The following is a 26,194-nucleotide window of genomic DNA, read 5'->3' on the forward strand; positions in this document are numbered from 1 at the left end:
TTTGATTTTTGAAAATTGATATAGATTAAGAAAAACATTATATGTATTTATTAAAAAAAACTATTTTATTGTTCATTATAACTTTATCTGTAACTACACTCTATTCGCAAGACATATTGAAAATAGAAGGTGTTGTTTTAGATGAAACTAGTCGTGGCGTTTCCTATGCTGCCATAGGTATTCCATCTAAATGGATTGGAACGTCAAGTAATGAAGATGGGGAGTTTTTATTAGAACTCTCAAAAAAAAACTTATTAGATACTCTAGAGGTTTCAAGCATAGGTTATATAACCTCTAAAATTTTAGTTGAAGACTTTTTGGCATTAAATGAAAAAATAATAACCTTAAAAGAAGATATTGTATCGCTTGATGAAGTTAACATAATGAACCCATCTCATTATGTGCAGTTGGCCTTTAAAAACTTAAAAAATAATACCGTAAGCTCAACGCACGAATTAAAGGTTTTAAATCGTTTTTTTACTGTTGAAAAAGAAAAGGCTAAATTTCTTATTGAGCATTACATAAAAGTGAAAGATAAAGGTCCAAGTAGTGGTGATGTTAATCGTATAGAAATTGTAGAAGGAAGAAAATCGGTAGATTACAGGTATTTTCCTAATGTCAAATTAAAACGCACGTATCCTATTCATCTTATGACCCAAATGGATCCACTAAGAAATGGTATTCCTTATAAAAATTATAAATGGTCTAAAATAGGAGACACATCATACGATGGTGAAGATATTATTATCATTCAAGGCCAAAAGGATAGCAATAGACGACGTCCTTACCAAGATCCAATTTTATACATTGGGATGGATACTTATAAGGTATATAAAACGACCAACGAATCTGCTACACTTGTGTATCTATATAAAAAGAACAAGGACGGAAAAATGTATTTAAGCTATCATAATTACTTTACAAGACAGTATCACGAACTAAACAAAGCACAACAGTCAATTTTAAAAACAACAGATGACAAATTTAAAATATCTGTGAGAAATGAAGTTGTCGTTTTAGGTATAGAAACTGATAAAAAGAAAATTAAGACTAAAAGTTCTAACGTTTACCAAAAAAACATAGAAGATATTAAAGTGGAATACAACTCGATTTTTTGGAACACCTTCAATTTTCCACCGCCAACAGAATTCTACAAACAAAAGGTTAAAGATTTGGAATCCATTGACGGTGTGCCATTGGAAACTCAATTTAATTTGGCTAACAACTAATTAAAAGACCTGAGTTTTGACCATATACTAGTGCCAAATTTTTCATTTACAATATAATTTCAAGCAAGGGCATTTGTCGATTGTTCCATATAAAAAAGCAGCAATATTTATTAAATATTGCTGCTTTTTAAGTTATGAATAGGAAATAAACTAGTTATTCATTAGAAGCTAACATTTGTGGTGTAGCCACTGTTCTAAAGCCCATATGATCGGATCCTGAATCTACTGAAACCCCCATTTTTGCCGAAATTCTAAAACTTGCACAATACGAGGCGTGGCATAAAAAAGAGCCACCTTTCATGACATGTTCTATCTGATAGGGATTATTAGGGTTGAAATGTGTATCAGCTCCTTTAGGATTTACAATAGGTTGAGACGTGTCTAACTCACTGTAATATTTTACATTGAAAAAATCACTGGTCATTTCCCAAACATTTCCTGCCATATCATATAACCCAATACTATTTGGAGGATACGATTTTACTGGAGAAATAAATTCAAAACCATCTTGAGATGCATTATTCGTAGGAAACACACCTTGCCACGTATTGGCATTCGCATCTAGTTTTGCCGCATCATTACCCCAAGTAAATATGGTGTTTGTATTTTTACCTTGAGCCGCAGATTCCCATTCCGCTTCAGTTGGCAAACGTCTGTTCGCCCATTCACAATACGCTATAGCATCTTGATATGCTACATGCACTACCGGATAATCATCTTTACCTTCAATAGTTGATTCTGGGCCATCAGGATGCCTCCAATTGGCACCTATTTTCCAAGTCCACCATTGGCCATAATTTTCCATGTTCACCACAGCATTGACATCTTTATTAAATATTAAGCTTCCTGGTTGCAGAATAGAATCATGTGGTTTTGGGGTGTTGGGTGGTAATTCTTTTTTTATGTCTTCCCAATCAATTTCACGTTCTGCTATGGTTATATAATTTGTAGCCTCTACGAACGCTTTAAATTGCTTATTAGTCACTTCAATAATATCTATAAAGAAGCCATCAACAGTAACCCAATGTGCCGGTTTTTCTCTTGGCATGGCATAATTATCGGTGTCTTTTGCTCCTTGTAAAAAGGTTTTCTTCTCTACCCAAATCATACCTTCAGGTGTTTCGACTTTTGAAGTTGGTTCAGCTTTAGTTTCTGCTTTGGGGTCTGATGATTTTTTGTCTTCGACGTTTTTACAGTTATAAACTGTTGAGACAAGTAATAGAATAAGTGAAAAATAAGTGAACTGTTTTGCTATATTTTGATGATACATATAATTTTTGTTTTAAAGATAATTATTCAGAATGGTGTTTTTATGGTATTAACGAAATAATTGAATCGTTATTCAATAAATCAATTAATATTTCATTTGTAAATAAACTAATTTTGAATCATACTATTGTAAGTGTTTTTCTGTTAATTTTTATAATTAAAAAAAACCGCAATATTTTTAAAAAAAATACCACGGTTTTTCTGCTATTAATCAATTTACGGTAATGTCTATACTCAAAAAAATTAAGACATCAATTATACGTTTATTTTATGATAATCTTTTGAGTTCTATTTTGTGTGTTACTTTTTAATTCAACAATATAAATTCCTGCTTTTAAAGCGTTCACATTAATAGTATTTGTTGTGTTAGAAGCATTTAATGCGTTTTGTACTACCAATCGTCCTTGTACATCGTAAATAACAGCTGTTGTATCGGTGTTGAGTTGTCCTTTAACTACAACTGTTTTTGAGCTTTGTTCAGTATGGATATCTAATCCATTTAACACATTTTCATTAAGAGCTAATGTGGTGTTTGAGAAATGCACGTAGAAACGTCCTGTGCCATTTAATGCACTCGATGGTGTAAATACATAATCACCAGTATTTAATAAAGTCCATGTATTGGTAACGTTATCTTCAAGATACACATTAATATTAGAGGGTATAGAAACCGTCTCAATATCTATGCCAATAGTTAATTGTATACCTGCTTCTCCATTAGTACTAAGAGGAACAACAACATCGTTAAAATCATCATATGGTAAAGCTTGAATAGCCATATCAATTCCCGTATTGTTTTCAACAAGATTGGTGTAAATTCCGTTAGAAGCACCAACATAAGCACCAGCATCATAACCTGGATCTAAACCACGAGTTTGGTTGTCTACAAAATAAATGTCGGTAGAATAGGTGTCTGATGAATTGCTTAATAATAATTTTGCCAAAGCGATATTTGAATTTTCTGATGATCTTTCTACTACAAAATCATCATCACTTCCTATAGTTCTCATAGCAGGTGTAAAGGTTACTGTTCCAGAAGTAGAGGCTGGCGTTTTAACAAAGAATCCTTGGCCTGGTGCAATCTTGTCATCAGGTGGAAGGTTTAAGTTATTGTATGTTTCCCATTTGTTACCACTAGCAGCACCATTATAACCATATACGGCTTGAAATACACCAGTATCAAATTGCGTTTTATTAAGATCGAAAAATGTGGTGAAATCTAAATATGAAGGAAATGGATTTCCAATTAGATTCCAAGTTCCATAAGAAGTGTGACCTCCATCCGTAATAGCGATAGTTATATCCGCAATTGGAGAAGCTGGTTCTCCTTTAAATTCTACATTACTACCTGCTGTAGTGGCAGCTCTATAACCTTTTCCTAGCACTAAAGCATCACTTCCATTAATAGAACTATCCCAGTTTTCATATAATCCAGATACGGTATTAAAAGGTCCAAACGCTTTTTGTGTCGGATTCGCTGGATTTTCTAAAAAGCTGGCTGCTATATCCGTAAAAACTTCAACAATTGGAGCTGATATTAAATCGTTTCCTGGCGTGGCATTCACATATCTGTTATAACTAACATTTTGAGAAACACTTCCATTTAAAATAATACTACTAAAACTAGACGATGTAGACTCTCCGTATAAGTTGTGTCTTGTAATAGCATCTCCATTTACGGTAATTGAGTGTCCTGGCATCACCGTAACTTTTTCTGCAACAGGGCTGTCGTTAATAATGGTTAAATTATTTATAGTTACATCTGAATTTATAATTAATGACCCAAGTATAACGGCATTATCTGTAGGTCCCGGTACAACTCCACCTACCCAAGAAGTAGTATCTTCCCAATTAATATCCTGACCAGTTGTTGATGTTATTCCATTCACAGGAATTGTAATAAAACCTGATGAATCTTGTGTAATAGTACCATCCGCAGGCTCCACACCATCAATAAGCCATGTGTCTAATATGACTTGAGAAACTTCAGTAGCTGTAGTTCCTATTCTAAGAACACCATTGGTATAATTTCTTAAATCTACTTCACCTTCTGTGCTTGAGGTAGAATATCCTGAAAAAATTACTTCTGTTACATTCACACCAAAGTCTAATGCCAATTCTTCTCTATCTACTGTAAGGCTACCCATATTATTTTGATTAGCATTGAAAGTTACAGTACTAATTAAATCAACTCCTCTAAAATTTCTGATAATATTGCCTTCAAACGTATTTGCTACATTAATCGTAAATGAGGCTTCTTCTCTAAGGTTTATATTACTACTAACTACAGAGGTAGTATTTGAAATAATTGAATTATTAGTAGTGACAAAAGTACCTGAATAGCCTACAAAGTCCGAAGAGGCTCCAAAAATTACTCCGCCATTACTACCATCACTTATCATAAAAATATTACCAGACCCTGTTACGGTTCCATTAAGTTCTACAGGATTAGGCGCAGCATTTACTATATTAATCCTGTTACTTCCTAAGGCAAGGGTATATGTATCAGCGAAAATAAGTTTAGAATTTGCGGAATTTCTTGTTAGAAAATTCTTATTGTTAATATTCACCGTTACGTCACAGTTGAATGTAGTTCCTTGACCAACCCATTGTCTTATAATATAATCACTTGACGAACCATTAAGTTGTAAAATACCGCTAGAAAATATACGCGCAGTATTTGAAATTCCATTATTAGAATTAACCGATCCTACAATAATTGGCGTTATACCATCTAAGGCTACATGAGCATCTATAGTTGCCTCACCAGTTGCATCCGCTATTGTGTTGCCTGTCCAGTTATTAGTGTTAGTCCAAAGGGCGTCTATAGTACCATTAAAAGTTCCATTGGTTTGCGCATTTAATTGAAAACTGCCTAAGCCAATAAAAGCAAAAAGCATTAGGAATTGTAATTGTTTAGTCATGATGTTAGTAGGGGTTAAAATTTTAAACAAAAATAAGTTTATATAATATTACAGCTTTGCTTAAAACACCCAAAAACATACTCATTTCTTGTAAACAAATTTGTATGAGTGATTTGGATGATGTACGAATTTTGCTGATAATTGCCACTATAATGTTGTAATGTAGGTGTATGTGGTTTTTTTTTAGAAAGTGAATGAGCAATGAAAACTACGAAATCAGCTAAGCGATTATGATGAATTTAAATAAATTGAAATTCACAATTTGTTAAACTTAAAAATTTAAAATCATGAAAGTACAAGCATATTTATCGTTTAAAGGAAATTGTCAAGAAGCATTAAAATTTTATAGTGAATTATTTGACGCTGATATTATTAACCGTCAAACCTATGAAGACAAAAAAATAGATGTCCCGTCCTCTTATAGAGATAAACTTCAGCATGCTGAGTTGAAAGGGAAGAATGTTTATTTTATGGCTTATGATGTCTCACCAGACACACCTCTCAATAGCGGTAATCAATGCCAAATGAGTATTGAAGCCTCAAATACTGAAGAAGGGAAACGTCTATTTGAAGCCTTATCGGAAGGTGGGCAGGTACATCACAATTATCGCGAAAGGGAATGGGGGTATTTTGGCCGCTGTACTGATAAATTCGGAATAGGTTGGATGGTGAATCATAATCAATAACAATTCTCTTTTAAAAGCCCTGTTAAAACCCCTTTTGAAATTTATTTCAAAAGGGGTTTTAGTGTGTTTAAATCCATTTTAAACAGTTGGATCTTTTCTGTAAACTCTAATAAAATTAAATATAAGAGCACACAGAATAACCCAAATAAATCCGGCAATAAAACCACCAACAATGTCTGATGGAAAGTGTACACCAAGATATATTCTGCTAATGCCTATGCTAAAGATTAAAAAGATTAAAAGTAGTATAATACAGAATTTCAGGATTGGATGGATTTTAAAATGGTAAAAGAGATAGATTAAAAAACCGTAAAAAGCCATTGCTGTCATGGCATGTCCGCTAGGATAACTCAGTGTTTCTACAGACACTAAATGCTCTAGTTCTGGTCGAGATCTATTTACTACTTTTTTTAAAATGATATTAGAGCTTAATGCCAATAATATTACGACGCTAAGTTGTACTCCGTATTGCCATTTCTTTAAAATTAGCAGAAATGCCACATTGCATAGGATAAACACTAATAGATAACCGTAAACATCTCCAACATCAGTAATAAAAACAAAATATGAGGTAAGTGTTGGGTTTCGGTAAGCGAGTATCTGTTCTGTAATGGTTGTATCGAACTGGGCTAAGCTTGTCGTATGTAAATTTTCTGTTAACTCAATAAATAAATTCGCGCTACCAATAACTATCAATATCGCAATAACAGAAATTATTATGTAAGGTAATTGATCATTGTGCTTTTTAAACACTTTAGATATGAGCTGTTTAAGCGTGTCAATTATTATTTTAATTACATTTTGCATAGACTCGTAAAAACATTTTTGAATTTATTGTGTGTTAAAAAAAAAAAAATACGGCTTTATTACTAGGGAATTTGCTGTTCAATTCATATTTGCGAGACTATGGTGATTATAATAGTTAAATCATAAAACGCAAAAAAAAAACATTCTAGGTTTAAATATAATCCATAATTCGTTCTAAAGCCATACCACGAGAGCCTTTGATTAAAACCGTAGAATTAGTAAGATTAAGGTCTTTTAAAATAGGTTTTAAGTCTTCGAAACTTGAAAACTTATGCGTAGAATTGTTTGTAGTGGTTTTATAGAAGTTTTTTCCAATAACATAAACGTGTTTTCCGAAATTAGACTCAATAAAATCGACAATGAACTGATGTTCTTTTTCTGCTTCGGATCCTAATTCAAACATATCACCGAGAAATAAATATTTGTTGTCTGCTTGTAATTGTTTTATGTTTTTAAGCGCCGCCAGCATACTCGTAGGGTTTGCGTTGTAAGCATCGAGAATTGTTTTTGTAGTCCCTTTTTCAATAATCTCAGATCGGTTATTATCTGGCTGATAACCTTCAATAGCATGTTTAATATTATTTGTAGTGACTTTGAAATGTTTTCCAATAGCCACTGCAACTGCTATATTTCCGTAGTTATAATCACCTATAAGCTGACTTTCAATTTTACTATCATTATGTGATAATGTGACAAAAGGATTCGCGCTTTCAAAAGCAATAGTGCAATCATTCGTTAAGCTACTGCCAAAAGTTACTGTTTTAGTATAGTTACCAATTTGAAGAACTTGCTTCTCGTCATCTTCATTTATAAAAACTGTTTTTTCGTGAAGTTTTAAATAGTCATACAATTCTGTCTTTGCTTTAATAACTCCTTCGACACTACCAAAACCTTCTAAGTGAGCTTTACCAAAATTTGTAATTAAACCATAATCTGGCTGTGCAATACCACATAAAAAATCTATTTCACTTAGGTGGTTAGCGCCCATTTCAACAATCCCAAAGTCTAGATCTTCAGAAAAACTTAATAATGTTAACGGCACACCAATATGGTTGTTTAGGTTTCCAATGGTTGCTTTTACTTTATATGTAGTTGCTAATACGGCATTAATAAGCTCTTTTGTAGTCGTCTTTCCATTACTACCTGTTAAAGATATAATAGGTATTTTAATAACATTTCTATGGAATGTAGCCAACTCTTGTAACGCAATCAGTACATCATCAACAAATAGGCATCTATCATTTATCAATGCATCAACATCATCTACAACACAAAATTTAGCACCTCCTTCAAAAGCGTTTAGTATAAATTTATTTCCATCAAAATTATCTCCTTTAAGCGCAAAATACATGCAGTCCTGCTGAAGTTTTCTAGTGTCTGTTGAGATGATTGTACAGCTTTTAAATTTTAGATAGAGATCGTCTATGTTCATGTGTGTGAGTTTAGTGTGTTTTGAGCTGTTACATGCTTTTCTTTTATAAGACTTGTTATGCTTTTAGCATGCTCGTTACATAGGTCTAAAATAAAAAAAAGTCCTGATAAATATATCAGGACTTTTTAAAATATTATTTAACGTTTTTTAATTACGTCTTTTTCCTCCAGCTTCACTCTTAGATCCTACTCTTGAAACAGCACATCTAAAGCCAATATAATCAGTTGCCATATCTTGTGGGAAATAGCGACGTTGTGCTGGATCAATCCAGTACGCTCTGTCTTTCCAAGAACCACCTTTGTAAACTCTAACTTCATCATTAATCAAAGATGTTCTGCTATTAGATTGGTCATATTCTCTAAGCATTTTTCCGTCTGTAGAATCTAATTCTACTTTATGTTTTGGAGAGTTGTACATTTTACTAGTTGTACTTTTATCTCCTTCAGATTCGTCAAAACTTTCTCTGTAATAACGTGAAGAACGCTTATCACCATCTCTAAAGTTTCTGTTGTCACTTTGACTAAAGTTAGTTCTTAAATACGTTTCTTCTTCATCAACAGGAATTGTTGCAATCTCACCAGGTAAATCTCTAGCAATAATTTTACCATTAGATAGCGTATCGTATACAATTTCATCAACAGTTACAATTTTTACTGTACCATCTTCATTAATTGCATTTTTAGAATATACATTACCTCTATAGTAATTAAAATCGTTAAATTCATCATCTACAATAGGTCTGTAAACATCAGCTACCCATTCAGCAACATTACCAGCCATATCATATAAACCATAATCATTTGGCTCGTATGTTCTAACTTCTGCAGTAATATCAGCTCCATCATCAGACCAACCTGCGATTCCACCGTAATCACCTTTACCTTGCTTAAAGTTAGCTAATTGATCTCCACGATTTACACGTTTACCAGATCTTGTATATTGTCCATCCCAAGGATATTTTTTACGTCCTCTATAAACGTTGTATTGACGTAATTCACTCATACCTAATGCAGCATATTCCCATTCAGCTTCGGTAGGAAGTCTATATTTTACAGGAATTAATCCAGATTCTCTATCAGCGTAAACATTAATAGGATTTCCGTCTGCATCCACTTGTTGTCTACGTTGTCCACCTTCTAATACTTCTGTATTACCACCATAAGTTTGTGATGGAGCATTTATATAAGTATCAGTACTAAATGTACTTTCAGCACTTACGTCTGTATATTGTGCATCTCTTTTTATGTATCCAGCTTCTTGTAATGATAATTCTGCCACACGGTCAGTTCTCCAATTAGCGTATTCAACTGCTTGAATCCAACTAACACCAACTACAGGATAATCTGCATAACCCGGATGACGTAAATAGTTTTCTGTCATCATTTCGTTATAACCTAAACGATTTCTCCATACTAATGTATCAGGAAGTGCTCCTTTATATATTAAAGCATAGTTAGGATCGTCTGGTGGATATACATTTTTTAAATAATCTAAATAAAACAAATAGTTTACATTAGTTACTTCAGTTTCATCCATATAGAATGATTGTATATGCTGCTGATTTGGCGTATTATTCCAATCGTGCATTGGGTCATCTTGTACTTTACCCATTGTAAAGGTTCCACCTTCTACAAATGCAGTTCCCGGAGGAGTTTCCTGCTCTTTAAATTGGGTGTTGTACTGAAAACCACCTTTTTTATCATTGATTTTCCAGCCTGTGGCACTATCTACATTGCCAGAATTAGAAGAACGATTACAACTCACAATTGAGGCGCAAAGCGTTACTGCTATTAAAAATTTTAGGTTTGAGACATGTTTCATATCCATACGTTTAAGTAAGCTCGTTTAATTTTAGAGTCGCAATATAACAATTAAAGGTTAACTGACAACTTTTTTTTGTGTCAAAATGCAAAAAAACATGCATTTCATCCTTTTTTTTGAGCACAACAACGGATATTTTTCAATTTACCGATGTATTTTGCCCTTTAATAACGAGCCTAGAAATGATTTATTGTTGTATTTTTGAAATAAAAATTGTGTCGTCATAATAACGCCTTATAATCGTCGTTATTTTATAGTGAAATATAAGATGATAATATAATATAGGTATATCTTGTAGTTCTACTTGAGACTAAAAACGAAAATGAATCAATGAAAAATTGCTATTTAATCTCTTTTCTCTTATTTACGGTGCTTTGTTTTGGGCAGCAGAAACAATTCAATATTAACTGGAATGACAATATAGTTTTAGAAACTGGTTATAATAAGATTGAAGTTCCTGCTTTTGATGAAAATCATTTTAATTATGATGAGAATATCGGTTTAACCTTTTTTGCGCAATGGGAAAGCAATGGAAGCCAAATCGATGAAAATTCTGTTGTACTTACAAATGTTGCTTATGAGACAATTTCTTCAAGCGAATTAAAAGATTTAAATCTAGAGCTTGTGCCAACGTCTCCTAAGTATAAGTTATATAATACCAACGCTAGAGGATTGTATGGTCATTATTTTGAATTAAGTCCTATTATTAAGGATAGAGGAGTTTTTAAGAAAATTACATCATTTACTGTAAATTATACTACAGGTTCTAGTCGTTTGACGAATAGTGTAATGGGCGTGACTGAAATTACAAATTCAGTTTTGAGCTCAGGGCAATGGTATCGATTTTATATTGAAGACTCAGGTGTATTTAAATTATCTAAGAGTTTTATTAGTGGTTTAGGTGTTAATACCAATTCTATTGATCCACGAACAATTAAAATCTATGGAAATGGTGGACGCATGTTACCATTAGAAAATGATGAAAATTATCCATTCGATGTTGTAGAAAATGCAGTAAAATTTGTTGGTGAGGAAGACGGAAGTTTTGATAATGCAGATTATATTCTTTTTTATGGTGAAGGACCTAAAACCTATAGCGAAGAAAGTGATACAAATTTAAACTTATACACAGACAAGACTTATTACTATGTAAATGTAAGTTCTGGTAATGGTAAGCGAATTCAAGAAATGCCCACCATTGATGCTGCTGCGAATATTGAAATTGATACGTTTCAAGATTATCAGTTTTATGAAGTTGATGACTATAATCTTGCAAAGTTGGGACGTCGTTGGTTTGGTGATGATTTTGATATTGAAAATCAAAGGTCTTATGAATTTAAATTTCCAAACTTAGTTACTAGTATTCCTGTAGATTTTAGAATAGCCGTTGGTTCTGTTTCTGAAGTAATAACATCTATGAGTGTTACAATTAATGGTAATCAGGTTACTAGTTTAGGGCTTAGCGCCATAAGTCCAGGCTCAGTTTTAGCAACTGCTGCGACTTATAATCAACAGCAGAGTATAACCTCGGATGTTATTACTGTTGATTTTGATTATAGTAATAATGGAAATCCATCAGCAAATGCGTTTCTAGATTATATAAATATTGAGGCTACCCGAAATTTAAGATATGAAGGTGAACAGTTAGTTTTTAAAAATAAAGACGTCATTGTAACACCCGGAATTGCACAATACAATGTTACCAATACAACTAATCTTAACGAAATCTGGGATATAACCGATCGCTTTAACGTGAGTACTGTTGAAAATTCAGACAATGCAAATGTGTTATCTTTTAAAGCACAGTCTGGTGAAGAGAGAATCTATTTAGCTTTTTCTAACAATAATGTATTTGTTCCAAAAACAGATTCTAGAACTACAGTTGCTAATCAAAATTTAAAAGGAACAATTTTCAATAATACGGAGGGTCAGTTTGAAGATATTGATTACATCATTTTATCTCCATCTATATTTTTAACACAAGCAGAACGATTAGCACAAATTAATAGAGATCAATATAATTTGAATGTAAAAGTGGTTGATCTTCAAACTATATACAATGAATTTAGTACCGGTAGTCAAGATATTGCAGCACTGCGTAATTTTATTAAATATGTATACGACAATGCGAGCACACCGAGTAAGCGTTTAAAATACCTTTGTTTATTTGGTGATGGCTCTTACGATTATAAAAACCGACTAAGTAGTAATACTAATTTAGTGCCTTCTTGGTATACCAATACCAGTTTTAGTTTAGTAAGTTCATTTGTTTCAGATGATTTCTACGCTATGTTAGATGATAATGAAGGCGGTATGGCTACTTCGGACCGGATGGATATTGCTGTAGGTAGAATTTTAGCGGAAAATGTGCAACGCGCTAAAGAAATGGTAGATAAAGTGGAAGCCTATTATCAGCCTGAATCCTATGGTAGTTGGAGGAATAATATTTTGCTTATCTCTGATGATGTGGATGAGGCATGGGAAAAAAGACTTCAGCAGACTACAGATGATTTAGGGACGACTTTAGATGAAGAAAAACCATTTTTAAATGTTATAAAAATACATTCGGATGCCTTTGAACAAGAATCTTCAGCAGCAGGAAATAGATATCCTAAAGTTAATGACGCTATAAAAGATGCTATTGAGGTTGGAGCTTTAGTAGTTAACTATTTCGGTCACGGCGGAGAAGATGGGATTGCTAAAGAACGAATTTTTGATAAAATAGATTCTCAAGAAATTAATAATATTTGCAAGTATAATTTGTTTATTACGGTAACTTGTGAATACACTAAGTTCGATGATCCAGACAGAGAAACAGCGGGTGAATATACCTTTTGGAACACAAATGGAGGCGCTGTTGCCTTAGTTACTACAACGCGACAAATAATCGTTTCTGTAGGTGAGTCGCTTAATAAAGTACTGGATGATTACTTATTTGCATTTGGTTCTAACGACTACGTGTCAATGGCAGAAGCATTACGATTAACAAAAATAGATGGTAATATTTCAGGTTCTAGTCAAAAGCGATTGGTATTCTTTATTGGAGATCCGGCAATGAAACTAGCTTTTGCGCAACCAGATATTAAATTAACTAAAGTAAACGATGTAGAAATCACCCAGCCTATCGATGTTCTAAAAGCTTTAAGTTATACAAAGTTAGCGGGTGAAGTTGTTGATACAAATGGTAATATATTATCTAATTATAATGGTACACTAACCGCTACCGTTTTTGATAAAGAAATTGCGCGTCAAACTTTAGCCAACGATGGAGTTACAGAAACGGATGGTGAGCTTATAATAATGGATTTTACAACTTTAGGAGAAACCATATTTAAAGGTCAAGCAAGTGTTGTGAATGGGATGTTTGAATTCGATTTTATTGTTCCAAAAGATATCGGAATTCCGGTTGGTAATGGAAAAGTGAGCTTTTATGCACAAACGGCTAATCCAACTTCAGATCAGGCAGGATCAAATTTTGATATTCAAATTGGTGGTATTAATGAAAATGCTCCAGAGGATGATATTGGACCTGTCATTAATTTATATATGAATGACGAAAACTTTGTTTCAGGTGGTATAACTAACGAGTCTCCAATTTTGTTAGCAAAGCTTCAAGATGACAATGGTATTAATACCGCAAGCGGTATAGGTCATGATATTACAGCCATTATAGATGGTGATGAAACTAACCCAATAGTTTTAAATAACTATTATCAAGCTGATGTTGATGTTTATACAAATGGAACAGTGTCCTATCCCTTTAGAGATTTAGAGCCTGGCTTACATACACTAACATTGAAGGCCTGGGATGTTTATAATAATTCTTCAACGGCAGAATTTCAGTTTATGGTTTTTGATGAAGACGAAGAATTAATTATTGATAATGTTTTAAATTATCCAAATCCATTTGTGAATTATACAGAGTTTTGGTTTAATCACAATAGTTCGGAACCTTTGGATATTTCTGTTCAAATTTTTACAATCAGTGGTAAATTGGTGAGAACTTTAAATGGCCAGACAAGTGCCGATGAGTGTTGTTCTAAAGGTTCTTCATCATTATCTAGAAATATTGTTTGGGATGGAAGAGACGATTTTGGGGATAAAATAGGAAAAGGAGTGTATGTCTATAAACTAAAAGTGAAATCTAACCGTTTAAATAAACAAGTCGAAAAAATTCAAAAACTTGTCATACTATAATAATAAATTATATTTGCTAACGAATTAATACTATTGAAGTGGTATTAATATTTCAAAAATAGAACATGAAGAAACAGATTATAGCCTTAATGGCTCTTGTTACGCTAAGTAACGCTTTTGCCCAAGATGGTACTGTAATAATACCAAACTCTAATGATAGTAGAGTTATCACCACAGGTTTGCCTTTTATGTTAATTGCTCCAGATGCGAGATCGGCTTCATTAGGAGATATGGGAGTTGCAACATCTGTAGATGGATTTTCACAACAATACAATCCTGCAAAATATGTATTTTCTGAAACGAAGCAAGGGGTTGGTTTAACATATACTCCTTATTTAACACGATTGGTAAACGACATTTCATTAAGTTATATAACGTATTTTAATAGAATAAATGAAGTAAGTGCTTTTTCTGCAAGTCTTAAGTATTTTTCTTTAGGTGAAATTGTTTTAACTCAAGATGCTAATGATCCTGGTACTGCTGTAAAACCTAATGAATTTGCTATTGACGGTGCTTATACCTTGCGATTAGGAGATCAGTTTTCTATGGCTGTAGGCTTGCGTTATATGAGATCTGCATTAAGAATTGGACAAGTAGATTCTAATGCGCAACCTGGAAGTACTTTTGGTGCTGATATCACAGGGTATTACCAAAGTGAAGAAGAAGCATATAATGATTTTAATGGCCGTTGGAGAGCTGGTTTTGCAATTCAAAATTTAGGTCCAAAATTTAAGTATGATGATGGTGGTAACGATGTCTTTCAACCAACAAATCTGAGATTAGGAGCAGGTTTTGATTTTATATTTGATCAATATAATACACTGTCAGTAACAGGTGAAGTTACTAAATATTTGGTGCCTACACCTCCTATTTATGGTAAAGAGTACAACTACGATGATGAGAATGGAAATGGAATGTATGATGAAGGGGAAGAGTATGATAACCCTAATAGTGATACTGATATTATAATGGAAGGTCAAGATCCTGATGTTAGTTTTTTAAATGGTGTTTTTCAGTCATTTAGTGATGCGCCAGGCGGTCTTAGTGAAGAACTAAGAGAGTTTACTTGGGCATTGAGTGCAGAGTATACATATCAAGATAGCTTTTCTTTTAGAACAGGTTATTTTAATGAAGCAGATGATAAAGGTGCACGTAAGTTTTTTGCACTTGGAGCAGGATTTAAGTACACAACGATAAATGTAGATCTATCTTACTTATTCTCAGCGTCTAAAATTCAGAGTCCTTTAGAAAACACCTTACGTTTTTCTTTAACCTTTAATTTTGGTGATGGAGAATACGATGAATATTAAAAAATTATTACTACATTGAGATATCAAAGACTATTGTTTATTTAAAGCAATAGTTTTTTTGTCTAAAATAAACAGTAAACTATGAAGGAAGTCAAAATAGAAACCACATTACAAGTCTATGACGATATTAACGAGCTTCCTAAAGCGATTCAGAATTTAATGAATACTGCTATAGAAGCAAGAGAGAATGCTTATGCTCCTTACTCAAAATTTAATGTAGGAGCTGCTATTTTACTCGATAATAGTATTGTGGTTATTGGAAGTAATCAAGAAAATGCATGTTATCCTTCAGGTTTATGTGCAGAACGCACAGCTATTTATTATGCCGGAGCAAAATATCCTAAGGCAAAGATTTTAAAAATGGCTATCACAGCCTCATCTCAAAATCAAGTTACGGATAAACCAATTCCTCCATGTGGTGCATGCAGACAATCTATAGCAGAATACGAAATAAAACAAGATCAACCTATCGAAATTTACTTCATGGGAGCGCAAGGCAAGGTGGTAAAATCAAATTCGTTAGCTAATTTATTGCCGCTTCTTTTTGAAAGTTCAGTATTATAACCTTTTCGTTGAAAAAAAATCAGTAATATTCTTTTTTTTTACGATATACTACTTCTTCATTATTGTCTAAAGTGTTATTTTTGTTATTCGATTTAAAGAACTCATCAAGAAATGCAAAAAATAACCAAAGAAGTTTACCTAAAGTGGTACGAGGACATGTTGTTCTGGCGTAAGTTTGAAGACAAACTTGCCGCAGTTTACATTCAACAAAAAGTTAGAGGATTCCTTCATTTATACAATGGACAAGAAGCTGTATTAGCAGGTGCTTTACATGCTATGGATTTAACTAAGGATAAAATGATTACAGCATATCGTAATCACGTTCAGCCTATAGGGATGGGAGTAGATCCAAAACGCGTTATGGCAGAATTGTTTGGGAAAGCAACAGGAACCTCAATGGGTCTTGGTGGATCTATGCATATTTTCTCTAAAGAATTTCGTTTCTATGGAGGTCACGGTATTGTAGGAGGTCAAATTCCATTAGGAGCAGGTATCGCATTTGGTGATAAATATCACGATAAGGATGCTGTAACCATTTGCTGTTTTGGTGATGGTGCGGCAAGACAAGGTTCGTTACATGAGACGTTTAATTTAGCAATGCTTTGGAATTTACCAGTAGTATTCGTTTGTGAAAACAATGGTTATGCTATGGGTACTTCAGTAGCACGTACCGCAAACCATACAGATATTTGGAAATTAGGTCTTGGTTATGATATGCCTTCAGGACCAGTAGATGGTATGAACCCTATTAAAGTTGCTGAAGCTTTTGACGAAGCTATTCAACGTGCAAGAAAAGGTGGTGGACCATCATTCTTAGAGGTTAAAACTTACCGTTATAGAGGTCATTCAATGTCTGATGCACAGCACTACAGAACAAAAGATGAGGTTGCTGAGTACAAAAAAATTGACCCAATTACACAAGTGAAAGATATTATTCTTGAAAAAGAATATGCTACCGAAGCAGACTTAAAAGCGATTGACAAGGATGTTAAGAAGCGCGTTTCGGAATGTGAGAAATTCGCAGATGAATCTCCATATCCAGAAAAGAATGTGATGTACGATGTTGTATATGAACAAGAAGATTACCCATTTATAGACCACAAAATTAAGTAAGCTATGGCAGAAGTAATAAATATGCCGCGTTTAAGCGACACCATGGAAGAAGGAACAGTTGCCTCTTGGTTAAAAAAAGTTGGAGACAAAGTTGAAGAAGGCGATATTTTAGCTGAAATTGAAACTGATAAAGCAACAATGGAGTTCGAATCTTTTAATGAAGGAACTCTATTGCATATTGGAATTCAGGAAGGTGAAACTGCAAAAGTAGATACGCTTTTAGCCATTATTGGTGAAGAAGGTGAAGATATTTCTAGCTATCTAAATGGAAGTACACCTGAAGTATCTGAGGAAGAAGAAGAAGTTACCGAGAGTGCAGTAGAAGCCTCTTCAAAAGAAGAATCAAATGAGTCTTCTGAATTACCTGAAGGAGTTACTGTTGTTACCATGCCACGTTTAAGTGATACCATGGAAGAAGGAACGGTAGCAACATGGTTAAAGAAAGTTGGTGACGATGTTGAAGAAGGAGATATTCTTGCTGAAATAGAAACGGATAAAGCGACCATGGAATTTGAATCATTCCAATCAGGTAACTTATTATATATTGGTTTAGAAGAAGGAGAAACGGCGAAAGTAGATTCATTATTAGCAATCATTGGTCCTAAAGGAACTGATGTTTCTGGTATTGCAAAAAACTTTAAATCCGATAGTGGTGAAGCTAAAAAAGAAGCAAAACCAGAACCTAAAAAAGAAGCTCCAAAAGCTGAACCTAAAAAGGAAGAAGTAAAGACAGAAGCTCCAAAAGCTTCAACTTCAGTTTCTAATGCAACTTCAACTTCAGGAAGAGTTTTCGCTTCACCATTAGCTAAGAAAATGGCTGATGAAAAAGGTGTTAATTTAAGTCAAGTTAAAGGCTCAGGAGAAAACGGTAGAATCGTAAAGAAGGATATCGAAAATTACACACCTGCGGCTCAAGGAGCTTCAGTTGGTAAGTTTGTTGCTACTGGTCAAGAAGATTTTGATGAGGTACCAAACTCTAACATGCGTAAAGCGATTGCTAAAAACTTAGCGAAATCTAAATTTACAGCACCACACTATTATTTAAATGTGGAGTTTGATATGGAAAATGCCATTGCATTTAGAATGCAATATAACTCTATTCCAGATACTAAGATATCATATAATGATATGATTGTAAAGGCATGTGCTTTGGCATTAAAGCAACATCCTCAAGTAAATTCGCAATGGTTTGATGATAGAATGCAATTAAACAACCATGTACATATTGGTGTCGCAGTTGCAGTACCAGATGGTTTATTAGTGCCTGTAGTTAAATTTGCAAATGAGCAAAGTTTACCACAAATTGGTGCGGCTGTTAGAGAATATGCAGGGAAAGCTAGAAATAAAAAATTAGCATTAGATGAAATGGAAGGTAGTACATTTACTGTTTCTAATTTAGGAATGTTTGGTATCGATAGTTTTACATCTATTATCAATCAACCTAACTCAGCCATTTTATCTGTTGGAAATATTGTTGAAAAACCAGTGGTTAAAAACGGACAAATTGTAGTTGGTAATACGATGCAATTATGTTTAGCTTGTGATCACAGAACTGTAGATGGAGCAACAGGTGCACAATTCCTTCAAACATTAAAGGGGTATATTGAAAACCCTGTGACAATGGTAGTTTAGTAAAATGTTATTCTGAGCTTAGCGAAGAACCTAAATAATATAATCCTGATTTGATAATTTTTCAAATCAGGATTTTTTTATCTTTAAACACAAATAAAATTTAATGATGAAAAAAATACTTTCAATAGCCTTAATCGGATTAGTTTATTCATGCTCTTTTAGTGTAAAAGCATCAGATGACAAACCTAATGATGACGTTAAGCCTACAATTACACAAGAAGCCATTAAAAACAGTATGGAATATTTGGCTTCGGACGAATTAGGAGGACGAGAAACTGGAAGTGAAGGACTTGAAAAAGCAGCGGTATTTATCGAGAATTATTTTAAGTCTAATGGTATAAAACCTTATTTTGAAACCTATCGCGATTCTTTTAAACTAAAAGATTTAGATGGTTATAATGTTATTGGTGTAGTTGAAGGAAATGATCCAAAACTTAAAAATGAATATGTAATTCTTGGTGGTCATTACGATCATATAGGTAACGGAAAAGTTGTAGAAGGCGATTCTATTGCTAATGGTGCTAATGACGATGCATCTGGTACGATTGCAGCTATGGAATTTGGTGCCTATTTCACTAAAACGAAAACAAATAAGCGTAGTATTTTAATTACCTTGTATGATGCAGAAGAAAAAGGATTAAAAGGTTCAGCGCATTTAGCAGCACGTTTAAAAAGTGAAGGTATAAATGCCTATACCATGATTAATTTTGAAATGATTGGTGTGCCAAGAGATTCAACTGAGGTAATGGCTTATATGAGTGGTTACGAGCGTTCTAGTCTTGGTGAGACCTTAAATAAATATGCAGGAGAAGAGGTTGTTGGATTTTTTGAAGGAGCAAAAAAGATGAGTTTATTTATGAGATCAGATAACTTTCCGTTTTTTAAAGAATTAAATATGCCTGCGCATGCGATTTCAACATTCGACTTTACAAATTTTGATTATTACCATCATGTAGATGATGAAGCCGATAACATGGATTATGAACACATGGCAAATTTTATGAATAAAATGATTCCTGCTTTAGAAGGCATGATGAACGCAGAAATGAAAGAAGTTGTATTAACAGAAGAGGAATTTACAGATGAGTAAAAATATAATAGTTACAGGAACAAGTCGTGGAATAGGGTTTGAATTGGTTCATTTATTAGCCAATCAAGGTCATAACGTTTTAGCATTATCTCGAAATGCAAAGCCAATAGCGAATCTGCATTTTGACAATATCTCATCATTTGCATTCGATTTATGTAATGAAGCGGATTATCAAAAAGTAACCGACTTTATTAAAAACGAATGGAAACATGTTGATGTTTTAATTAATAATGCAGGTGCAATTATTAATAAACCGTTTGCGGAAACTACTTTTAAAGATTTTCAAAAAATTTACCAAACCAATGTGTTTGGTGTATCAGAGTTAACGAGAACGGTTTTACCATTTATGCAAGGTGATAGTCATGTGGTGACCATTAGCTCCATGGGAGGTATTCAAGGCAGTATGAAATTCCCAGGCTTGTCCGCTTACAGTTCTAGTAAAGGTGCTGTAATTACAATGACCGAATTATTAGCAGAAGAATATAAAGAAACAGGACCACAATTTAATGTATTAGCGTTAGGAGCGGTACAAACCGAAATGTTAGAAGAAGCATTTCCTGGTTACATAGCACCAACTACAGCTATAGAAATGGCAAGATATATTCAAGATTTTGCTTTAACCGGAAACAAATTTTATAACGGAAAAGTATTGCAAGTTTCTAATTCTACACCTTAATGAGACTTAAGGTTCTTCAAATCGTTTAAGTTTATTTTGAGCCGTTGTTAATTCAGATTTTAAATAGTCAATTTTTTCTAATAGGTTAAAAACAGTATCAATACCTTCAAAATTAAGTTGGAGGTCTTCATGTAACCGAATCATTTTTTCTAAATCTGCAATCTTATCTTGATGTATACAGTAAGTCTTTTCTACGGTTACAAATTCAATTAATCCATAGTCATTAAGTCCATTAATAAAAGACATTTCTATTTTGTAATGCGCACATAAACTAGGGATTGGTATGAGATGTGAGTTTTGCATAACTATTGTAATTTTGCCAGTTCTTCAAAAAGTTCTTTTTCTTTATCCGATAGTTTTTTAGGTAATTCTATATTGTAAGTTATGTATAAATCACCAAACTTTCCTTCTTTTTTATAAATAGGAAAGCCTTTTCCTTTCAATTTTACTTGAGTTCCATTTTGGGTGAGCGGTTTTAAATTCAATTTTACCTTACCATCAAAAGTGTCAATGGTAACATCCCCTCCGAGAACGGATTTATATAAATCGAGATTTACGGTTTTATATAAGTTTGCACCATCGCGTTTAAAATCAGTGTTATTTGTAATAATGAATTCAATTAGTAAATCTCCATGAGGTCCACCATTTCGACCTTCTCCTCCTTTTCCTTTTATTCTAATGATTTGACCATTAGTAATTCCGGCAGGTATGGTTAAGCGTATGTTTTTTCCATTAACTGTTAAAACACGTTTTTCTGTAGTATATGCATCTTTAAGGTCTAATTGCAATTGGGCATTGAAATCTTGTCCTCTAAATTTTGTAGTTCGACCTCTGTTTTCAAAACCACCGCCAAACATAGATTCAAAAAAATCAGAATATTCACTATCATTATAGCCTTGAGAGCCAGATGAACGTTGATAGTGTTGTTGAGACTGACGTTGCTGATCTTGTTGTTTCTGAGCTTGGTCATAAGCGTCACCATGTTGCCAATTTTCTCCGTATTTATCGTATTTTTTTCGATTTTCATCGTTACTCAATACTTCATTGGCTTCATTTACTTTTTTAAATTGTAATTCAGCGTCTTTATCATTGGCGTTTAAATCTGGATGATATTTTCTTGCCAACTTTCGATAGGCTTTTTTTATATCCGTTTTGGTTGCCGTTTTATCTACACCAAGTATTTTATAATAATCAATAAATGCCATAATTTGGAATATTAAATAGCGCTTAGCTAAGTTACTAATTTTTTAGCCTAATTTATAGAAATCACTGTTAAGATATATGTAATAAATGAGGTTTGGAATCAATCATAATAGCTTATTTATACATGCTTTAGCGTCTTATTGTAGTGAAAGAAAAGTAGATGTTAATGCTAATTTTTTATATTTATAAAAAATTACAATATGATTATAAAACTACGCCAAAAAAAACTTTCCTTTTTTATTGTTTTCTTAATAGCTTTTGTAGTTCATGATGTTGAAGCTCAGATATTTGATCGTGTGGAAGAGGTTGTCGGTTTGGGAATACTTGAAGAGAACAATGGTGTGGCAGTCGCGGACTATGATGGTGATGGTGATCTAGATATTTTTGTTGTAGCTAAAGCAAACGACGATCCTAATAGTCCAAAAACAATAAGTCGCTTATTTCAAAATAATAATGATGGCACATTTACGGATGTTACAGATGGTGCTGGTTTTATTAATTTATTGGTGCAAGGAGAAGGAGGAAGTGAATATTTTGGTTTAGACGGAAATAAAAGTGGTGCGTTTTGGGGAGATTTTAATAATGATGGCTTTCCTGATTTATTCTTAACCAATTCTTTAAAAGTACAATTATGGAAAAATTTAGGAAACGGAACTTTTGCAAATATTACTTTAAATGCAGGTTTTCAGCCTACTAATCTATGTAGATATACTGGTGCAACGTGGTTTGATTATAATAATGACGGTCTTTTAGATATTTATATTAATGATTGGAATGGCTGTGGTAGTAATCAACTCTATAGAAACAATGGAAATGAAACGTTTACAGATGTTACTGTTTTAACCGAACTTTTTACTAATGAAGGTAGACCAAGTTACACAGCATTGCCATTTGATTTTAATGAAGATGGTTTCATGGATTTATTGGTGTCAAATGACTTAAGTAAAGCTAATTATCTATATATAAATAATAATGGTAGCACATTTACAGATGAAGCCGTTACTTATGGTGCAAATACCATGGGAGATGATATGGGAATTGCCATGGCTGATTATAATAATGATGGTTATTTTGATATTTTTATTACTGCAATAGATCAAAATTTCTTTCTTAATAATGATGGTGATAATACATTCACCGAAATGGCCGTTGATTTTGAAATTAACAATACAGGATGGTCCTGGGGAGTGAAATTTTCAGATTTTGATTTAGACGGTGATGAAGATTTATATATAGTGAATGGTTTTGATTTTGGAAACAGATATGCAGAACCAAATTTTTACTACAGAAGCAGTTTTGCTCAAGGTGAGGATAAATTTGAGGATGTGTCATCTCAATTAGAATTAAACGAAGTAACCACGAGTGTCGAGGCTATTGATTGGGATTATGATAACGATGGTGATATTGATTTATTTGTAACGAATAGCAATAGCGAATCATTTTTATACGAAAACAAAACATTAAATTTTGATACTACAGATTCAGATATACATTTTTTTAAAATTAAATTAGAAGGAACAGCTTCTAATCGCGATGCTATAGGTACAATTTTAACTATAACTACAGCAAATGGAACTTTAAAACGTAATTATTCTGGTATTGGAGTATTAAGTCAGAGCTTACAACCGGTTCATTTTGGTTTGGGAGAAGCGTCTAACATTTTATCATTGGAAATAAAATGGCCTTCAGGTCTTGTTGAAACCTTTCTTAATTTAACTGTAGATACGACTATAAAAGCAACAGAAGGCCAAGGTTATGAGGTGTTGGATGTTATTCCAAGTCAGAAAATATATGGTTGTACAGATGCTTTGTCTTGTACTTACAATCCTAATGCTACAATTAATGATGACTCTTGTACTTATTTAGCATCCAATACTATTTTAGGTAATTTATCATCATCATTTTTAGCCACGGAAACTTACAGTTGTAGCATTGGTAGTGCATCTATAGCAAATTGGATAGTGTCTGGTGGTGAAATAATAAGTGGTCAAGGTACAGATACAATTACAGTGAAATGGCATTTAGAAGAATCGGGTTCAGTCTCTGTAATAGAAGTTAGTGAGCAATGCAATAGTTTACAAACATCAGTTCAAGTGAGTTTAGGAATCGATAATCTTCCTGAAGATGTCTCTATTGCTCGTTTATGGAATGAGGCTTTGTTGCAAGCTATTAGAAAGGATTATGCAAGGCCAACCATTCATGCTAGAAATTTGTTTCATTCCAGTGTTGCGATGTATGATATTTGGGCAATTTACGATGATGTAGCTACACCTTATTTAATAGGAAATACAGTACATGGATTTCATAGCACATTAGACGATTTTGTACCATCAGAAAGCATAGAAGAATCTAAAAAAATAGCCATAAGTTTTGCGATGTACCGTTTGTTGTCTCATCGTTTTCAAAACTCTCCAAATCTAGAGGTTACTCAAGCTAGATTTGAGTTGTTAATGGATAAATTAGGCTACGATACATCATTTACATCATTGTTGTATGATGATGGAGATGCGGCAGCTTTAGGTAATTTTGTAGGGCAAACTTTAATCGATTATGGTATGCAAGATGGTTCAAGGGAGGCGACGGGTTATGATAATGCTTATTATGAACCCATTAACCAACCGTATGCTTTAGATTTGTTTTATAATGCGCCAATTAATGACCCTAATCGTTGGCAACCATTAGCTTTAGAGACTTTTATAGACCAGAGTGGTAATCTTGTAGATGGTAGTGTTCCTCCGTTTCTAAGTCCAGAATGGGGAAATGTATCTTCTTTTGCATTAACAGATGAAGATAAAACGACATATGAAAGAGACGGAGATATATATAATGTGTATCACGATCCTTCAAATCCACCAAATATTAGTGTTACAGAGAATACACCTGAAAGTCAGGCCTATAAATGGGGCTTTTCAATGGTATCCGTTTGGCAATCGCATTTAGATCCGACCGATAATGTAATGTGGGATATTTCCCCAAGTTCTATTGGAAACGTGGATATAAGTACATTTCCAACAAATTATGTGGACTATCCTGATTATTACGATTTTATTGAAGGGGGAGCTAATAGTCACGGACACGCTATAAATCCAGTCACTGGTAATGCGTACGAGCCTAATATTGTGCCTCGTGGTGATTATGCTAGAGTCTTAGCAGAATTTTGGGCAGATGGTCCAGATTCTGAAACGCCACCAGGCCATTGGTTTACCTTGTTGAATTATGTGAACGACCACCCTCAATTTGAAAAACGTTTCAAAGGAGAAGGGGATGTTCTAGATCCTCTAGAATGGGATGTAAAGTCTTACTTTATATTAGGTGGTGGTATGCATGATGCTGCAATTGCAGGATGGAGTATAAAAGGATGGTATGATTATATTAGACCCATTTCAGCACTTCGATATATGGCAGAACAAGGTCAAAGTACAGATCCGTCCCTAGATAATTATAATGTTTCAGGAATAGAATTAGTTGATGGTTATATTGAAGTGGTTGAAGAAGGTGATCCATTAGCTGGGTATTTTGATATGGATGTTGGAAAAATAAAGCTGTATTCTTGGAAGGGTCACGATTATATAAGTAACACCGAAACAGACCAAGCAGGAGTCGGTTGGATTTTAGCTGAAGATTGGTATCCCTACCAAAGACCAACATTTGTAACACCACCTTTTGCAGGTTTTGTATCTGGCCACTCTACATATTCTAGAGCTGCTGCAGAATTAATGACTATGATGACTGGTGATGAATTTTTCCCAGGAGGTTTAGCTGAATTTGTAGCAAAAAAGAATGAATTTTTAGTCTTTGAAGAAGGACCATCACAAGACGTTGTGCTACAATGGGCGACGTATAGAGATGCATCAGATCAAACAAGTTTAAGCCGAATTTGGGGAGGAATCCATCCTCCTGCAGATGATATTCCTGGTCGATTTATTGGTCAAGCTGTGGCTGAAGAGTCCTTTAGTTTTGCCGTTCCATACTTTGAAGGCGAGGCCTTACATTTTGATGAAGACGTTTTGAATATCGGCGTGTATCCAAACCCAACAACAAACAATGAACTAAATATTTCAAATACAAATACTAATGATGTTATTACAGTATTTGATATGAGAGGACGAAAAATTGAAATACAAGATAGCCGTTATGATGGGCCTACAAAGACAACAACTATAAAGTTAACTGGTGCAGAAACAGGTTTATATTTATTGAAAGTTAATACCTATTCTAAGATGATTGTGGTTAATAATTAA

The 26,194-nt window shown here is 33.6% G+C and carries 17 protein-coding genes; 10 read left to right on the forward strand and 7 right to left on the reverse strand.

What is annotated here, in order from left to right:
- The first annotated feature begins 41 nt into the window (after nt 1-41).
- Nucleotides 42-1,229: a carboxypeptidase-like regulatory domain-containing protein gene (locus HM992_RS07190; protein WP_179319202.1), complete on the forward strand. Its 1,188-nt coding sequence runs from the start codon at nt 42-44 to the stop codon at nt 1,227-1,229.
- 154 nt (nt 1,230-1,383) lie between these two features.
- On the opposite strand, the gene HM992_RS07195 is transcribed toward HM992_RS07190, so the two are convergent.
- Both HM992_RS07195 and HM992_RS07200 read right to left on the reverse strand, forming a co-directional pair.
- Complete coding sequence (locus HM992_RS07195; RefSeq protein WP_179319203.1) at nt 1,384-2,499, reverse strand: formylglycine-generating enzyme family protein; 1,116 nt, start codon at nt 2,497-2,499, stop codon at nt 1,384-1,386.
- Between the two features lie 262 nt (nt 2,500-2,761).
- Complete coding sequence (locus HM992_RS07200) at nt 2,762-5,422, reverse strand: T9SS type A sorting domain-containing protein (protein ID WP_179319204.1); 2,661 nt, start codon at nt 5,420-5,422, stop codon at nt 2,762-2,764.
- 287 nt (nt 5,423-5,709) lie between these two features.
- On the opposite strand from HM992_RS07200, the gene HM992_RS07205 reads away from it, so the two are divergent.
- Entirely contained in the window at nt 5,710-6,108 is a 399-nt protein-coding gene (locus HM992_RS07205; RefSeq protein ID WP_179319205.1) for a VOC family protein, read from the forward strand.
- 78 nt (nt 6,109-6,186) lie between these two features.
- Here HM992_RS07205 and HM992_RS07210 read toward each other — a convergent pair whose 3' ends face one another.
- From HM992_RS07210 to gldJ, 3 genes are all read right to left on the reverse strand, one after another.
- Entirely contained in the window at nt 6,187-6,915 is a 729-nt protein-coding gene (locus tag HM992_RS07210; RefSeq protein WP_179319206.1) for a phosphatase PAP2 family protein, read from the reverse strand.
- Between the two features lie 151 nt (nt 6,916-7,066).
- A complete protein-coding gene (locus HM992_RS07215) occupies nt 7,067-8,347 on the reverse strand; it encodes a UDP-N-acetylmuramoyl-tripeptide--D-alanyl-D-alanine ligase (protein WP_179319207.1) in 1,281 nt (426 codons plus the stop codon).
- Between the two features lie 147 nt (nt 8,348-8,494).
- Entirely contained in the window at nt 8,495-10,174 is a 1,680-nt protein-coding gene (gene gldJ / locus HM992_RS07220; protein WP_178984347.1) for a gliding motility lipoprotein GldJ, read from the reverse strand.
- A 324-nt stretch (nt 10,175-10,498) separates the two neighbouring features.
- Between gldJ and porU the strand changes: the two genes are divergently transcribed.
- The 7 genes from porU to HM992_RS07255 all read left to right on the forward strand — a co-directional run bounded on the left by porU (nt 10,499) and on the right by HM992_RS07255 (nt 20,750).
- Nucleotides 10,499-14,365, forward strand: coding sequence for a type IX secretion system sortase PorU (gene porU / locus HM992_RS07225; RefSeq protein ID WP_179319208.1), 3,867 nt, complete (start codon nt 10,499-10,501; stop codon nt 14,363-14,365).
- A gap of 65 nt (nt 14,366-14,430) precedes the next feature.
- A complete protein-coding gene (gene porV, locus HM992_RS07230) occupies nt 14,431-15,675 on the forward strand; it encodes a type IX secretion system outer membrane channel protein PorV (RefSeq protein ID WP_179319209.1) in 1,245 nt (414 codons plus the stop codon).
- Between the two features lie 81 nt (nt 15,676-15,756).
- The gene (gene cdd, locus HM992_RS07235) at nt 15,757-16,239 is read left to right on the forward strand and encodes a cytidine deaminase (protein ID WP_178984350.1); all 483 of its coding nucleotides are present in this window, start codon (nt 15,757-15,759) and stop codon (nt 16,237-16,239) included.
- A gap of 111 nt (nt 16,240-16,350) precedes the next feature.
- Nucleotides 16,351-17,352, forward strand: a complete 1,002-nt coding sequence (gene pdhA / locus HM992_RS07240; RefSeq protein ID WP_178984351.1) for a pyruvate dehydrogenase (acetyl-transferring) E1 component subunit alpha — start codon at nt 16,351-16,353, stop codon at nt 17,350-17,352.
- 3 nt (nt 17,353-17,355) lie between these two features.
- A complete protein-coding gene (locus HM992_RS07245; RefSeq protein WP_179319210.1) occupies nt 17,356-18,984 on the forward strand; it encodes a pyruvate dehydrogenase complex dihydrolipoamide acetyltransferase in 1,629 nt (542 codons plus the stop codon).
- Between the two features lie 103 nt (nt 18,985-19,087).
- A complete protein-coding gene (locus HM992_RS07250) occupies nt 19,088-20,074 on the forward strand; it encodes a M28 family metallopeptidase (protein WP_229720464.1) in 987 nt (328 codons plus the stop codon).
- Nucleotides 20,067-20,750 carry an SDR family NAD(P)-dependent oxidoreductase gene (locus tag HM992_RS07255; RefSeq protein WP_179319211.1) on the forward strand — a complete coding sequence of 228 codons (684 nt, stop codon included), beginning with the start codon at nt 20,067-20,069 and terminating at the stop codon, nt 20,748-20,750. Before HM992_RS07250 ends, HM992_RS07255 begins: the two co-directional genes overlap by 8 nt.
- Nucleotides 20,751-20,756: 6 nt before the next feature.
- On the opposite strand, the gene HM992_RS07260 is transcribed toward HM992_RS07255, so the two are convergent.
- Entirely contained in the window at nt 20,757-21,053 is a 297-nt protein-coding gene (locus HM992_RS07260; RefSeq protein WP_178984354.1) for a chaperone modulator CbpM, read from the reverse strand.
- 2 nt (nt 21,054-21,055) lie between these two features.
- The gene (locus HM992_RS07265; RefSeq protein ID WP_179319212.1) at nt 21,056-21,955 is read right to left on the reverse strand and encodes a DnaJ C-terminal domain-containing protein; all 900 of its coding nucleotides are present in this window, start codon (nt 21,953-21,955) and stop codon (nt 21,056-21,058) included.
- Between the two features lie 198 nt (nt 21,956-22,153).
- Between HM992_RS07265 and HM992_RS07270 the strand changes: the two genes are divergently transcribed.
- Nucleotides 22,154-26,194: an FG-GAP-like repeat-containing protein gene (locus HM992_RS07270; RefSeq protein WP_179319213.1), complete on the forward strand. Its 4,041-nt coding sequence runs from the start codon at nt 22,154-22,156 to the stop codon at nt 26,192-26,194.

It is taken from the genome of Winogradskyella helgolandensis (genome assembly GCF_013404085.1).
Taxonomy (GTDB): Bacteria; Bacteroidota; Bacteroidia; order Flavobacteriales; family Flavobacteriaceae; genus Winogradskyella; species Winogradskyella helgolandensis.